This window comes from Bifidobacterium sp. POST2/T3 (B1) (genome assembly GCF_058197115.1).
In genome coordinates, this window is record NZ_JBVPQK010000003.1 from 1 (window position 1) to 14,323 (window position 14,323).

Annotated in this window: 9 protein-coding genes; 3 read left to right on the forward strand and 6 right to left on the reverse strand. The window is 61.5% G+C overall.

The window, feature by feature from the left end:
- Positions 1-1,283: dolichyl-phosphate-mannose--protein mannosyltransferase (locus AC0AP0_RS00400; RefSeq protein WP_490428814.1), on the forward strand; the 1,283-nt coding region annotated here is incomplete at its 5' end.
- A gap of 75 nt (positions 1,284-1,358) precedes the next feature.
- Here AC0AP0_RS00400 and AC0AP0_RS00405 read toward each other — a convergent pair.
- Complete coding sequence (locus tag AC0AP0_RS00405; protein ID WP_490428815.1) at positions 1,359-2,825, reverse strand: glycoside hydrolase family 1 protein; 1,467 nt, start codon at positions 2,823-2,825, stop codon at positions 1,359-1,361.
- A 107-nt stretch (positions 2,826-2,932) separates the two neighbouring features.
- Complete coding sequence (locus AC0AP0_RS00410) at positions 2,933-3,754, reverse strand: TetR/AcrR family transcriptional regulator (RefSeq protein ID WP_110424761.1); 822 nt, start codon at positions 3,752-3,754, stop codon at positions 2,933-2,935.
- 408 nt (positions 3,755-4,162) lie between these two features.
- Between AC0AP0_RS00410 and AC0AP0_RS00415 the strand changes: the two genes are divergently transcribed.
- Together AC0AP0_RS00415 and AC0AP0_RS00420 are read left to right on the forward strand one after the other, a co-directional pair.
- Entirely contained in the window at positions 4,163-6,664 is a 2,502-nt protein-coding gene (locus AC0AP0_RS00415) for a glycoside hydrolase family 94 protein (protein WP_490428816.1), read from the forward strand.
- Positions 6,665-6,740: 76 nt separating this feature from the next.
- Complete coding sequence (locus AC0AP0_RS00420; protein ID WP_490428818.1) at positions 6,741-7,580, forward strand: alpha/beta hydrolase; 840 nt, start codon at positions 6,741-6,743, stop codon at positions 7,578-7,580.
- Positions 7,581-7,690: 110 nt separating this feature from the next.
- Here the strand turns inward: AC0AP0_RS00420 and AC0AP0_RS00425 are convergent, their stop codons facing one another.
- The 4 genes from AC0AP0_RS00425 to AC0AP0_RS00440 all read right to left on the reverse strand — a co-directional run bounded on the left by AC0AP0_RS00425 (position 7,691) and on the right by AC0AP0_RS00440 (position 14,311).
- Positions 7,691-9,424 carry an extracellular solute-binding protein gene (locus AC0AP0_RS00425; protein WP_490428845.1) on the reverse strand — a complete coding sequence of 578 codons (1,734 nt, stop codon included), beginning with the start codon at positions 9,422-9,424 and terminating at the stop codon, positions 7,691-7,693.
- A 185-nt stretch (positions 9,425-9,609) separates the two neighbouring features.
- Complete coding sequence (locus tag AC0AP0_RS00430) at positions 9,610-10,641, reverse strand: LacI family DNA-binding transcriptional regulator (RefSeq protein WP_490428819.1); 1,032 nt, start codon at positions 10,639-10,641, stop codon at positions 9,610-9,612.
- Between the two features lie 36 nt (positions 10,642-10,677).
- Positions 10,678-12,717, reverse strand: coding sequence for a beta-galactosidase (locus AC0AP0_RS00435; RefSeq protein ID WP_490428820.1), 2,040 nt, complete (start codon positions 12,715-12,717; stop codon positions 10,678-10,680).
- A gap of 91 nt (positions 12,718-12,808) precedes the next feature.
- Entirely contained in the window at positions 12,809-14,311 is a 1,503-nt protein-coding gene (locus AC0AP0_RS00440) for a glycoside hydrolase family 43 protein (RefSeq protein ID WP_490428822.1), read from the reverse strand.
- Between the last annotated feature and the right edge of the window lie 12 nt (positions 14,312-14,323).

A 14,323-nucleotide genomic window follows, 5' to 3' on the forward strand; every position in this document is an offset into this window, starting at 1 on the left:
CAGGCAATCCCTTTGCCTGGCGAGTGGCCACTGCTCTGGCCGGCACCATCGCCATACTGCTGCTCTGCCGTGTAGCTTTGCGCCTCTTCCACAACCTGCCCATCGCCCTGACGGCCGGCTTCCTCATGGCCATTGACGGTCTGGGCATCGTCATGAGCCGTACCGGCCTGCTGGACAACTTCGTCATGATCTTCGTTCTGGGAGCCTGGCTGTGCCTGATGGGCCATCGGGACTGGGCCAGGGCCAGACTACGACAATCCTGGGCCAAGGACCGGGCTGATTTCCGTCTGCACTACCGGGTGAAGGTCATTCAGTCACAGGGACAGCCAGGGCAGAAAAGCCGTGTCGAACTGCCCGTGGCCACCACCGGCCCCTTCATTGCCTGGTCCTGGTGGCGGACCGGAGCCGCCCTGCTACTGGGCCTAGCCACGGGGACCAAGTGGTCGGGCGCCTACTTCTTCGCCGTCTTCGCCCTGATCTCGGTCCTCTGGGATGGCTGGGAGCGTCATCAGGCAGGGTATGGATCCTGGCTGCAGAGCGCTGTGTTCAGAGACGGGCTGCCAGCGGCCTTGCTTATGATCCCCGTCTGGGCGGGCACCTATCTGGCATCCTGGACGGGATGGTTCCTGCACGACGATTCCTTCATGCACAATTGGGCGGCCCAGCACCCTGGCCAAGGCCTGACCTGGCTGCCGGAGGGACTACGGTCCCTGGCTGAATACCACCGGCAGATGTGGCGCTTCCACACCACCCTGCATACCCGCCACCCATACATGGCCAACCCCCTGACTTGGCCCTTGCAGATCAGGCCCACCAGTTTCTACTGGCAGAAGCTCACGGGCTTCCCCGGCCTGTGCGGACTGGCCAAGGACTCTCCCTGCGTAGCCGCAGTCACATCCTTGGGCAATCCTCTGACCTGGTGGCTGGGCAGCATCTGCATGATCCTAGCCATCGTCATCGCCGTCGTGATCAAGCACGGAGATTGGCGGATCTGGGGGGTCCTGGCAGGCATGCTGGCCGGCTGGCTACCCTGGATCCAATACATGAACCGGACCACCTTCACTTTCTATTCCATCGTCATCCTGCCCTGGATGATCCTGGCCATCTGCTACGTGGTCAACTGGCTGCGGCAGAACTCGGACATCGTCCTCTACCGGCAGACCATGATCATGGGCCTGACCCTGCTGGGCCTGACCTCAGTCTTCTTCTACCCGCTGTGGACCGCCATGCCCATCCCCTATGACTTCTGGCGCATGCACATGTGGCTGTCCAGCTGGATCTAAGACAAAGAAGGCGGTCGGACAGCGATGCCCAACCGTCTTGCAGTAACCTTTGTTTGCCTTTGTATGCCGTCTTGCTCAGACTGCGCGATCACGGATGATTTGCGCGTAACGCAGACCTGAATCCTTCCAGATCCGCTCCTGGGTGTCATAGTCGACCCTGATCAACCCAAAGCGCTTGGTGTAGCCCAGGGCCCACTCAAAGTTGTCCAGCAGGGACCAGGCAAAGTAGCCGGTCACCCGACACCCGGCCTGAATGGCCTTGGCCACAGCCTTGACATGCTCTTCCAGATAGGCCACCCGCTTGGGGTCGTGGACGATCTTCCCGCCGGGCGCGTCCGGATCCTGACTGACCTGGTCATCCCAGGCGGAGCCGTTCTCGGTCACCATGAGTTCCATGTCGGGGAAACGTCGGCCCATCTCCACCAGCACATCGGTCAGACCCTGGGGTTCCTGATTCCAGCCCATTCCCGTCAGCTCTCCCTGCGGGGCCTGCCCCTCCACGCTATCCTGGGCCGGCATGGCGTTGGCATTGCGATCGACCAGCTTGCCCTCGGGACCGACCGAGGCATCGGCGGATTCACCATCAGCCCTCCTGGCCTTTACATATGTGGTGGCATAGTAGTTCAGTCCTAGAACGTCAAGGGGCTGGTGGATGGTTTCCAGGTCACCGTCCTGCACGAAGCGCCAGTCGGTGTCCCCCCTCGCCGCCTGACTGACACCTTCCGGATAGGCACCCTCCAGCATGGGGGCCAGGAAGACCTCGTTGGCGAAGAGGTCGGCCCTCTTCTTGGCGGCGAGGTCCTCCGGGCTGTCCGAGGCCGCCCGGGTCACCTGAAGGTTGAGGGTGACCGAGAGTCGGGCATCCTGCCCAACCTGGGCCCTGATGGCCTGGCAGGCCAGTCCATGGGCCAGGTTCAGATGGTGGACGGCGGCCAAGGCCTGGTCGTAGTCCTTGATCCCGGGGGCATGGGCCCCGTTCCCATAACCCAGGTAAGCCGCGCACCAAGGCTCGTTCAGGGTGGTCCAGGTGTTCACCCGATCGCCGAAGGAAGCGGCCAGGGCGGAGGCGTAGTCGCCAAAACGGAGAGCTGTGTCCCTGCTGGGCCAACCTCCGGCATCCTGTAGGTACTGGGGAAGGTCCCAGTGGTATAGGGTGACGACGGGCCTGATTCCATTGTCACGCAACATATCAAGGACCTTCAGGTAGTGGTCCAGCCCGGCTTGGTTCACCGGACCACCGGCTGTAGGAAAAATACGGGACCAGGATATGGACATGCGGTAGGCGCCGACACCCATCTGCTTCATCAGGGCTATGTCTTCCGGGTAGCGGTGATACTGATCGCAGGCCACATCACCGTTGGATCCGTCGACGACTACGCCCGGTCGGGCGCAATATGTGTCCCAGATGGAATCCGTCCTGCCATCCTCATGTGCCGCCCCTTCCACCTGGAAGGCGGCCGTGGCCGTTCCCCAAGTGAAATCGGACGGGAAGATGAACTTGCTCTCTTGGCCCATGTCAATCCTCTCTTTCGTTTCTTTCATATCCATAGCGCTTTACCCGCTTGCAATCATTTGCTGTCCTTCGGCCGACGGATACCCTTGGCGGCCGCCGCCCCACTGCAGACGCCGTCTGAACGAAGCTGCCGTTCCTAAGCCGTCTGCCCCCCACCCGTGATAAGGCCGTAGGAAGCCAGGCATTCTTCAGAATCCGGGTCGATGTCACTGGGGTCCATGAACCCATGCCACTTCTCCTGGGGGAAGAGCTCGTCGGAGAAGGCGAGCCACTCGGCCACCAGGTCGGCTGACCCGTCCGCCAGCCAGCGGTATTGCAGGCCATCCATGGCCGACATGCACAGCATCCACATGTGGTGGAAACGGTCCAGGTCGTACCCTCTGGGCAGGCACCAGTTCAGTGACTTGATGGTCTGCCAGAACTTCTGGTTGCGGCCTATGAAATAGCGGTGAGCTGGGTGTGAAGGGCTGAGAGCCTCACCGTTCAGGATGGAGAAGAGCTTGACCATCTCCGGCCTGCGAGCATTGAAAATAACGTTGTTGGCGCAGAATCGGGGGAAGAAGAGGAGGCTGTGTCCGTCCGCATCCGTCCCCGTACAGGTCTTGTAGATGAATTCGTCGGCTTCAGGGGAGTCATAGGCCTGCTCCATGACCATGCTGAACAGGTCGTTCTTGGAGTTGATGTAATGGTAGAGAGCGGCCTCTGTGATGCCTACCTGATCGGCCACGTCCTGCAGGGACATCCCCCAAAAGCCTTTGACGGCAATCACCTTGACGGCAGCCTTCACAATCTGATCCCTGCGTTCATCGGCAGTCATCCGCTTGCGCCGGGTGAAGGCCTTGCCGGTAAACACCTGACGAGCACGAGGGTTCTCCGAGAAAGTGGATCCGACCGTTGGGCCGGATCCGGTGACCCTCTTGCCGGCCCGGTACTGGTTCCAATCCTCTACGCCGGTCATGAACCTCCTTTACACAGGCACCTTGCGGGCGGGGACCCCGTCCCTGCGGTTGCAGCCCGCCCTCGTGGGTCCCCATCATAACTGCAAGCGCCTCCAACATTCCCGACCCTTGGGGTTCCGAACTGTTAGTCGCCGCATGATTTCAACCATTAAAGGAAATCCACACACGCTTATCTATAGGTTTATTAATGAATGCTATCATCTTAGTCAAACGATAATACAAACGCGGGTCGCCAGCCTAGCGGTCCTTCCCGGAGTGGGGTACGATTCCGGCAGCTATTCCAATCGAACGCTGTTGCCTTCAGGATGTCGTGACCCCTGGTACAGACCGGAAGGGCTGCCTGCGGCCTGCCCAACCGGCCCAAACCCAAGGGGCTGAGCCAAGGTTGCATCGAGGATAGGGAGAACATGCAATACGGTCATTTTGACGACGCAGCCAGGGAGTATGTCATCGACACACCCGCCACCCCGCTGCCCTGGATCAACTATCTGGGCAACCAGGACTTCTTCTCCCTCATCTCCAACACAGGCGGCGGTTATTCTTTTTATAAAGACGCCAAGCTCCAGAGGATAACCCGTTACCGATACAACGGGGTACCTGCCGACAACGGCAGCCGCAGCTACTATCTGAGCCTCATGAATCGGGACAACCCAGAGTCCGCCCCCCTAGCCACCTGGTCCCCCACCTTCCTGCCCTCCAGGACCCCCCTTGACCGGTACAGCTGCCGCCAGGGGACCGGATATACCGTCTTCGAATCCTCCTACAAGGGGATCGACACGGTCATGACCGCCTTCGTTCCCGTGGATGCCGATGCCGAAATCAACCGTCTGAGAATCAGGAACACCACCGACTCTCCCGTCCTCCTGGATGTGACCGGCTGCGTGGAGTGGTGCCTGTGGAACGCCATGGACGACTCCAGCAACTTCCAGCGCAACCTGTCTACGGGCGAAGTGGAGGTCGAGCAGGGACCAGAAGCCACCCTTCTCTACCACAAGACCGAGTACAAGGAACGCCGGAACCATTACGCCTTCTTCGGCGTCAACCGACATACCTGCGGGTTCGACACCAGCAGAGACGAATTCCTGGGTCGGTTCAACGGCTGGGACACTCCCCAGGCCATCACCGAAGGCAGAGCCCACAACTCTGTTGCGCACGGCTGGTTCCCCATAGCCGCCAACAGGGTCAGGCTATCCCTGGACCCCGGCCAGGAGGAGAGCCTGGTATTCATCCTGGGCTATGTCCAGCTGCCCAAGGAAGACAAGTGGGAGGACCCGGATGACCCTGCCAAGGTGGGAATCATCAACAAGAAACCCGCACACGCCCTCTTCGACCGATTCAGAAGGGACGACCAGGTCGACCAGGCTTTCGCCGACCTCAAGGCCTATTGGGCCGACCTTCTGGGTCGGTTCACCGTGGACAGCGGCGATCCTCGCCTGGACCGGATGGTCAACATCTGGCATCAGTACCAGTGCATGGTCACCTTCAACCTTTCGCGTTCGGCATCCTATTTCGAGTCGGGCACGGGGAGGGGAATGGGCTTCCGCGACTCCAACCAGGACCTCCTGGGCTTCGTCCACCTGATCCCCGGCCGCGCCCGTCAGCGCATCATCGACATCGCCTCAACCCAGCTGGAGGATGGGTCGGCCTGGCATCAGTACCAGCCCCTGACCAAGAGAGGGAACGCCGACATTGGCGGCGGCTTCAACGATGACCCTCTCTGGCTGGTGGCCGGTACCTACGCCTACCTGGCCGAGACCGGGGATTCCTCCATCCTGGAGGAGCCCGTCCCCTTCAACAATGTGGAAGGGACCGAAGAGCCCCTCCTGGAGCACCTACGCAGATCGGTCGGGTTCACAATGAACCACCTGGGTCCGCATAAGCTCCCCCTGATCGGACGGGCCGATTGGAATGACTGCCTTGACCTCAACTGCTTCTCCGATACGCCGGGAGAGAGTTTCCAGACCGTCGAGAACAATGACACAGGCGTGGCTGAGTCGGTTCTGATCGGGGGCATGTTCGTCCTCTACGCCGGCCACTACGCCGACATCCTGGACCATTACGGAACGGATTGCGGGATGGGCAGGGAGGCTGTGGCCCAGGAGACTGCCACGATCCGCCAGGCCATCGAGAAGATGACCCATGCCGTGGAGGGTGCCGGCTGGGACGGCCGGTGGTTCCTCAGGGCCTACGATGCTTACTCCCGTCCTGTCGGTTCCCACACTGACACTGAGGGGCAGATCTACATCGAACCTCAGGGGATGTGCGTGATGGCCGGTATTGGTCTTGGTGACGGCAAGGCCCGACAGGCTCTGACCTCGGTCAAGGAGAGGCTGACCTCCTCCTGGGGTACCGCCATCCTGGCCCCCGCCTATTCCACCTACCGGATCGAACTGGGCGAAATCTCCTCCTATCCCAAGGGTTACAAAGAGAATGGCGGCATCTTCTGCCACGTCAACCCCTGGATCTCCATAGCCAACGCCATGGTCGGCGATGACGAGGAGGCCTTTGCAGTCTACAAGCGTACCTGCCCGGCCTACCTGGAGGAGAAGTCTGACATCCGCAAGGTGGAACCCTACGTCTACTGCCAGATGATGGCCGGTCCTGAGTCCCCCACCCCCGGCGAGGGAAAGAACTCATGGCTGACAGGCACGGCCGCCTGGTCCTTCGTGGATGTCTCCCAGTACCTGCTGGGGGTCAGGCCCACCTTGGACGGGCTGGCTATCGAACCCCACCTGCCCACCGAATTCAACGAATTGACCATCGGCAGGACCTGGAGGGGGGTCACCTATCGGATTTCCATGAAGCGGACTGGAAGACGTTCGGTCAGCTTGGACGGCCACGAACTAAGTGGCGGGATAGTACCACCCCAGACCAGTGAAAATCCCGTAGACGTGACCGTGACCTTCTGAAGGACCGCCGAGCCACCAGGTGATTTACAATGAGTCACGGCCTGAGGGCCCTAAGTATCAAAGAGGATGAGAGCAGATGCAGTATTTCGAGCAGGAGATTGAGGGGATTGACGGCAGCCGGGCCAAGTTCGTCGGCTACAGCCTGGATAACAGCGAGGAGGTAGTGCCAGACCGGGTCCGCCCATCGGTCCTGGTCATCCCCGGGGGCGGCTATGAGATGACCTCGGACAGGGAGGCCGAACCCATCGCAGTGCAGTTCCTGGCGGCTGGCTGCAATGCCTTCGTCCTGCGCTATTCCTGCTGGCCCTCCGTGTACCCGACAGCCCTGGTCGAAGCGGCTGAAGCCATGAAGCGCATCCGTGAGCACGCCGAGCAGTGGCACGTGGACCCCAAGGCCATCAGCATCATGGGCTTCTCAGCCGGCGGCCACCTGGCAGCCAACCTGGCCACGACCGCCGGAGACCAGGACCTCAGGGCCCACGGCTACGACCCCGACGCCGTCCGCCCCGACGGTCTTATGCTGGGCTATCCGGTCATCACCTCCGGCCCCCTCGCCCACCGAGGGAGCATCGACCACCTCCTGGGCGACAAGAAGGAGGACCCGGCAGCCCTGGAGGCGGTCTCCATCGAAAAGCACATAGACAGCAAGACCCCGCCCGTATTCGTCTGGCACACCATGGAGGACGGCCTGGTCCCTCCGGAGAACACCCTCATGCTAGTAGAAGCGTGCAAGCAGGCTGGCATCAGCGTGGAAGCCCACCTCTTCCCCCACGGAGGCCACGGTCTGGGCCTGGGGACCGAAGAGACCGCCTGGCAAGGAACCAATGGAATCGAACCCTGCGTACAGATCTGGCCACGTCTCGCGGCCGCCTGGATCAAGCGGACCTTCAGGGGGCAGGGGGAGCCGGACGCCTGACTCTCACTCACACCCCAAGAAGGTGACAAGTCCCTGCCATCCGCATTCCCCGGGGTTCCGATCCTGCAATCAAGGACTGGAACCCTGGTGCCGCATCGGGTGGACCGGGCTCACTTCCGATCGGCATACTGCTTCTCGATTGCCCTTCGCGCCGAGAAGAGACTGTGGGTGTTATCCATGTCCACCTGATATACCTTCTGGAAGCCCAGCCCGTCCACGTTTTTCACCATGGAGGACCAGACCGAGTCGAACCCTTCGTCATCCTTGGCGAAGACAGCCTGCCAGCAGCCGTTGACCACGGCGGTCTTGACCTGTCCCCGGATGGTCGAGATAACGGAAGACTCCTTGGGAGTGGAATAGCTGGCCCCGGGTATCACGGCCAGCTTCTTCGCTTTCTCCAAATACTCCATCGTGGTTCGAGCACCGCCCATGTGCGCCTGCCAGTCCCTGTCGAGGGCTGTGGTCCGCTTGTCCAGTTCCGAATCCCACATCTGGTAGTTATAGGGGGCTTTAGTGGCGGGATCCAACCCCTTGTTCAGGACCGTGTTGACATTGAGTTGGGAAGCCCCATCTGTATAGCCCCCTCCCCCGTATTCCTCGGGGACGTTTACCTTCTCACCGGCCAGAGCTTTGACACCGAAATCCGTCAGGACCGGTCGGCCCCCCTCTACCTTCCAGGTCAGCCCCTTGAGACCGGCGGCTCCGTTAGTCTGTGAGCCGGAGGCCTGTATGCCTTCCGGCGAATAAAGCCAGTCGATGAATCTAACCAGACGGGCCTTGTTCTTCGCCTTGGCCCCCACCCCGATGAAGGTGGAGGTCCCGTTGGGCTGTGCACCCTTGGATGCGATCTTCATGTCGTCTATAGAGAGCATCATGAACCCCTTCCCCTCCTTCCTGTGGGTCTCGGTGTTGTAGGCCGCCTGCCCCAGCCAGGGCCAGAAGGAGAAGAGAATCTTGCCCTGCTGGTACTTGGCGAACATGGTGTCATAGTTCTGCGTGGTGGAATCAGGATCGACCAGGCCCATCCTCTGCGCCTTGTTGAAGAACTTCAGGGCCCTCACGTAGACCCCGTCTGGAGCGATCAGGGACTGGGCATCCGACCCATCGGCATTGCTCATTACATACCCGGTCCCCTCGGCATAACCGTAGAAGGCTGGCAACTGGAAGCCGTTTTGCATGGCTTGATCGTCCCAGTCCTTGAAGAGACTCAAAGCGTAGATGTCCTTGCGACCAGTCTCCTGACGGGCTCTCTCCTGCATCTTCTCCAGAACGGGCAGAAGATCCTCCAGGGTGGCAACCTTGGGGTAACCGACCTCCTTGTAGTAGTCCCATCTGACGAAGGGGCCGAAGGTGGGCTCCACCCCCTCACTGGGCTCTGTGGGCGAGAGGGCCGAGACGGAGATAGGAATTCCCCAGGTGCCGTCCTTGCGGCCGGCATCGGCCCTGAGCTGATCCATGGCCCCCTGGTAAGTCTTAAGGTGTTTGGCATCTTTCACATAAGGGGTCAGGTCGGCCACCAGGCCTGCCTTGACCACCTTCTTGGCCTGACCGCCGTTGGAGCCTATGACCACCAGATCACCAAGGTTGCCAGCAGCAGAACGAGTGTCGAAAAGCGTGTTGCCCCCGCCCGCCACGTTGGGAGCCACGATGTTGAGGGTGATGTTGAACTTGTCCTTTACCAGTTTGGCGAACCAACCCTTTTGCTTACCCTGATAGTTGGCCAGCTGGTCGAAGACCTCCACCGTCATCGGTGATCCGTCGTCAGCCCCCTCGGCCTCCGATCCGCCGCCTGATCCACAGGCCCCCACGCTCATCGAGATTGCCAGAGTGGCCAGAACGGCCATCGGCCTGGTCCACATCGTCGACTTCCTCGTCTTTTGACTGTGCATATCTACCTCGCTTCCATCACAAGCCACACGCCATGGCCTCATCACCATGCAAGAACGCACTGATCAGCATAAAGGAGACTAAAGCGTGAGGACGAATCATTTCGATGGATTTCGACAGTCCCCGGATCACGCTCTGAGCCTTACCCTTTACCAGGCCTGCCCGGGGGCCTGACCGAACCCCGGTCCAGGTAGATTACCGGAATCAACTCCTTGATTCCCTTACCAGGCCTGGGGCGCCTCCCCTCCACCATCTCGACCAGAACATCGACGGCACGGCCGCATGCCGGGTAGGGACGCAGGGGGATTTCGTCCAGAGGCGGGTCCAACACGGCCCCCCTGCCGAAGGAGCCCAACTGGATGACCGACATGGCCGATCCCACCGGTCTGCCTAAAGCAGCTAGGGCCCTGACTAGGTTGAACATACCCATCGTGTCCACCTGTCCTATAACAGCCGAAATCTGCGGATCAGCGGCCAGGGCGCGACTTACCAGGCGGTCCATGGTGTGGGCTCCCTCACCATCGAGGTACTTCTCCGTGACAACTAGATGAGCATCGACGGCCGACGACCTGACCGCCTTCCTGGTCCGGACCAGGAAATTGACGCCCTCCTCATAGGCATCCGGGTTGGCCCCCAAGAAGAGGATGTGGGTGTGACCGGCCACGACCATACGGTGGACGGCCAAACGGCCCATCTGTTCGAAGTCCAGATCCACCGCGTAGGCCCCGTCCAGGCTGTCCGGACAACCGAGGGACACCACGGGAACCCGCGAGTAAGCGACCTGTGCCGTGCGAGGATCGTCCACCGTCACATCCATCAGGAGAATCCCGTCCACCTGGCCTGAATCCGCCAGAGCAGCCAGGTCCTCATCCTCCCCCATAAGGGCCAGAACATCGTATCCGCGCAGATGGGAGCGCCGGGCCACCCCAAAGAAAAAAGGCGACCAGTCCCCGTAGACCGTTCCCTCGTCTATGGGTGAGCTCAGGGCGATGATCCCAGTCCCTGCACCCCGGGCTAAACGGCTATGCGACCGAGGTACATAGCCCAGTTCGCGGGCGGCCTGCATGACCCTGGCCCTGGTAGAGGCGCTGACCGACCGTTTCCCGCTGATGGCATAGGATACGGTGCTGATGGAGACGCCGGCTCGTGCGGCCACCTCCTTGATGCCAGCCATGACAGGACCCGGATACTCAAGTTCACTGTTGGCCGGTCAGGCCAGTGCGACCAGAGCCACCCCGTAGGGAGGCAGATGCAGTGGGCCAGACACGCGGCCGCCGGCCAAGAGGTCCTCACCGCCCCTCAGGAGCGGAAGGTCGGCGGTAACTGGCGATCGGGCCGAGTTGATCACGACGGCATATCGGGTCCCGTCATCCGATCGGCGGACGGAAAGGCTGACGTCCTTGGGAGTATCGACCGCGGGAAGCCCCAGGCTGTCAATGATGGGATCCATGAAGGCATCCATGCCAGCCTCGTCCAAAGGAGTGCCAACGAAGTAGGCCCTCCCCCTGCCGAAATCGTTCACCGTCAGGGCGGGGCTGCCGGCGTAGAAGTCGCCGCCCCCGTAGGTGGCAAGGGGTTTGGCTCCCTCGCAATGAATCAGGCTGGCCACGATCTGACCGGCAGGCTGGCCGTCAGCAGTTGCCAGGCCCTCCACCGGTATGGTTTCGTCAGGCGCCAGGGCATCGATCTCCTCGACCCAGACCCCGGTCAGCCCCCTCAGGGCACCCGGATACCCGCCTGGAACCACCAGGTCGCGTTCGTCATGAATACCGGCCATATAGCCGGTGACGAAGGTGCCCCCGTCGGACACATAGGACTCCAGGTGGTCTGCCACACCGGGCAATAGCGAAATCAGAGCCGGGGCCAGGATCAGGTCATACTTCTTCAGTGTCTCGACCGGGGACGTGCTGGAGATGAAATCCACAGCCAGGTTGCGGCGGTAAAGGGGGCGGTAGAAGCGGTGGACCTCCTGGGGGTAGGAGAAGCCTGCCGTGGGCCCTACGCAACCTTCCAGAGACCAGTAGCTCTGCCAGTCGAACATGATGGCCACCCTGGCCACCACTCGGCTACCCATGAGACGGGCCCCCACCCGATCCAGCTCGGCCCCCAGGGCAGCGGTCTCCTTGAAGACCCGCGATTCCTCACTGCCGCTGTGGTCTATGACAGCCCCGTGGAAGCGCTCGCAGCCACCCCGGGACTGTTTCATCTGGAAGAACTGCACCGTGTCGGCCCCATGGGCCACGGCCTGCCAACTGAGTTTGCGGACCTCGCCGGGCCGCTTGACCTTGCAGAAGGGGAACCAGTTCTGCTGGTTGGGCGTCTGCTCCATCAGCATGAAGGGTCGGCCGCCGCCCACCCCCCGCATAAGGTCGTGGGACATTGCGGTGAAACTGGGTGGGGTGTCCATGCCCGGATAGTTGTCCCAGCTGACCAAGTCCATCTGCTGGGCCCACTCGAAGTAGTCCAGGTCCTTGAAGGTCCCCATCAGGTTGGTGGTGATCGGCGTGGAACTGTCGTGACGGCGGATGGCATCGCGCTCATTGGTGAAGCAGGCCAGCTGTGCCTGCTCCTGGAAGCGGCGGTAATCCATCTGCAGGCCGGAGATCACGCACTTGTTCTCACCGATCCCATCCCCGTAGGTCACGGGTGGAACCACGTCAGCCCAGTCATAGATGGTGTGGCTCCAGAAGTTGGTGCACCAGGCCTGGTTGAGGTCCTGGACCGTGCCGTACTTCTCCTTCAGCCAGACACGGAAGGCCCGGGCACAGCCCTCGCAGTAACACAGGCCGCCACCGCCACCGTACTCGTTGCCCACATGCCAGGCCACCAGGCCCGGGGTGGCGGCGTAGCGTTCGGCCAGGTGGTCTGCCAGAGCCCCGGATGCCTGTCGGAAGTATTCACTGGTGGGGCAGAAGTTATGCCGCCCACCGAAAACGCGATGCCTGCCCTCCTGGTCGGTCCGGATCACCTCTGGGTGGGTCCTGACCATCCAGGCAGGCAGGGCCGCCGTCCCCGTAGCCATGACGATGTAGAACCGGTGCTTGACCAGGAGGGCCACAATCTTATCCAGCATGGAGAAGTCATATCCGTCTTCCGAAGGTTGCAGAAGGGCCCAGGAGAAGACGTTGATGGTGGCCTCGTTGATGTGGGCGTCCTCGAGTTTTTCGATGTCCTGTTCCCAGGTGTCCTCCGGCCACTGTTCCGGATTCCAATCGCCCCCGAACAGGAAGCTGCTGAATGTGGGTTTCATGATCAATCTCCTTCAGGTCGTCCGACGGGCACCAAATGGCTCCATAGCGGGCGACTTCTCTTGTTGTTTTTTGCGAATGTATGGGGATTGCTCAGACCCGGTAGGCCACCGGATCGAAGGTGACCCGTCCGGCTCCATGGGCGTAGACCCCCAGAAGGATTCCGGTGAAGCCGCCGGCGTTGGTGAAGCTGAGGACCTTGCCCGGTGCATGACCCAGATCGTGATTCCCGTCCCGCCCCGAAGCGCGAAAAGCGTAGCCCATCTCGTCCCCCCTGACCTCAAGGCCTATGGGCGCCCCGGCCGGCAGGTCTGCGGACCCCACTAGGCTGACCAGGCCGGCGTTGTGTACCTGGACCTGGACATGCACCAGACCATTGCGCGCAGGTTCCACCGACAGATCCATGTAATGGTCGGCATTGGCATAGACGGCCAATCCGGCCTGGCCATCAGCAAACTGAGCCGGCTCGGGGAGGGTGGCCTCGAAGGTACAGCGGAAGTCGGTCTGCCGGGTCCCGATCATGGGCGCCCCGTCGTCCAGGCCGAAGTCATGGCCTGCGGCCTCCACAAGTATGCGGGTCGCCGTTGGGTCGCCCGAATCCGCCACGCTAAAACGACCTGCCCTGTCCAGGGAGGGGGTGATCCAGTCAACCTGATCCTCAAGGGCCTCCCCCTTGCCCAGAAGGGGGACATCGTAGGACTGGTCGGCCAGGGTGGGCCATCCATCCTTCCATGCGAACCAGACCGCATAGGACTCCCTGCCCAGCCAACCCTGGGCGGGATACTCATGGTTGTTCCGGGTTCCGTGGAAGACCATCAGGGTGCGGTCCTCATCGAATCCGGCGCAGTCGCAGTGGCCGATGGCCTGAAGGGTCAGGTGGGTGCTCCGGTTGGTGATCAGGGGGTTGCCCGGACACATCTCGTAGGGGCCTGTGGGCGAGGCGGAACGGGCCATGTTCTCCATGTGACCAGCCTCGGTGCCTCCCTCCGCCCACATCAGATAGTAGAGGCCATCCCGCTTGTACATGTGGGGCCCCTCAGGATTTGCCCCAGTGGTCCCTCCGCAGATTCTCTCCCTTTTAGACAGGACGGTTCCCGTGCCCACATCCAGACGGGACAGATAGATACCGGGGACCTCCCTATGACCTTCCTGGTCAACCTGGTCGCTTTCATTGCCGCAGATGTAGACGGTTCCATCGTCATCGAAGAGAAGGGTGGGGTCGATACCGGGCCACCCCTTGATCCACAGAGGATCGGACCATCCCTGGTGGGGGTCCGGCGTGGTCATGATCATGGTCCCCTTGTTGACGTTGGTGACGATCAGGTAGAACAGGCCATCATGCCAGCGCAGGGTGGGAGCATAGATGCCCCCGCTGTTGCCCATGCCCTCGCAGGGAAACTGGGAGGGGCGGTCCATGGCGTTCCCTACCAGGGCCCAATGCTTCCCGTCGCCACTCTCGTATATGGGAAGGCCCGGGAAATACTCGAAAGAGCTGTTGGCCAGGAAGTAGCGGCCCGAGGGGGCACGGCAGATGGTCGGATCCGGGTGGAATCCTGAGGCGATCCGGCGGGCGGGTTTGCAGTTGAACAGGGTCATCGCGGCACCTCC

Excerpts from the sequence above, each read along its gene's own strand:
- AC0AP0_RS00405 (WP_490428815.1), bottom strand. The coding sequence starts at position 2,825 with ATGAAAGAAACGAAAGAGAGGATTGACATGGGCCAAGAGAGCAAGTTC.
- AC0AP0_RS00410 (WP_110424761.1), bottom strand. The coding sequence starts at position 3,754 with ATGACCGGCGTAGAGGATTGGAACCAGTACCGGGCCGGCAAGAGGGTC.
- AC0AP0_RS00415 (WP_490428816.1), top strand. The coding sequence starts at position 4,163 with ATGCAATACGGTCATTTTGACGACGCAGCCAGGGAGTATGTCATCGAC.
- AC0AP0_RS00420 (WP_490428818.1), top strand. The coding sequence starts at position 6,741 with ATGCAGTATTTCGAGCAGGAGATTGAGGGGATTGACGGCAGCCGGGCC.
- AC0AP0_RS00425 (WP_490428845.1), bottom strand. The coding sequence starts at position 9,424 with ATGGCCGTTCTGGCCACTCTGGCAATCTCGATGAGCGTGGGGGCCTGT.
- AC0AP0_RS00430 (WP_490428819.1), bottom strand. The coding sequence starts at position 10,641 with ATGGCTGGCATCAAGGAGGTGGCCGCACGAGCCGGCGTCTCCATCAGC.
- AC0AP0_RS00435 (WP_490428820.1), bottom strand. The coding sequence starts at position 12,717 with ATGAAACCCACATTCAGCAGCTTCCTGTTCGGGGGCGATTGGAATCCG.
- AC0AP0_RS00440 (WP_490428822.1), bottom strand. The coding sequence starts at position 14,311 with ATGACCCTGTTCAACTGCAAACCCGCCCGCCGGATCGCCTCAGGATTC.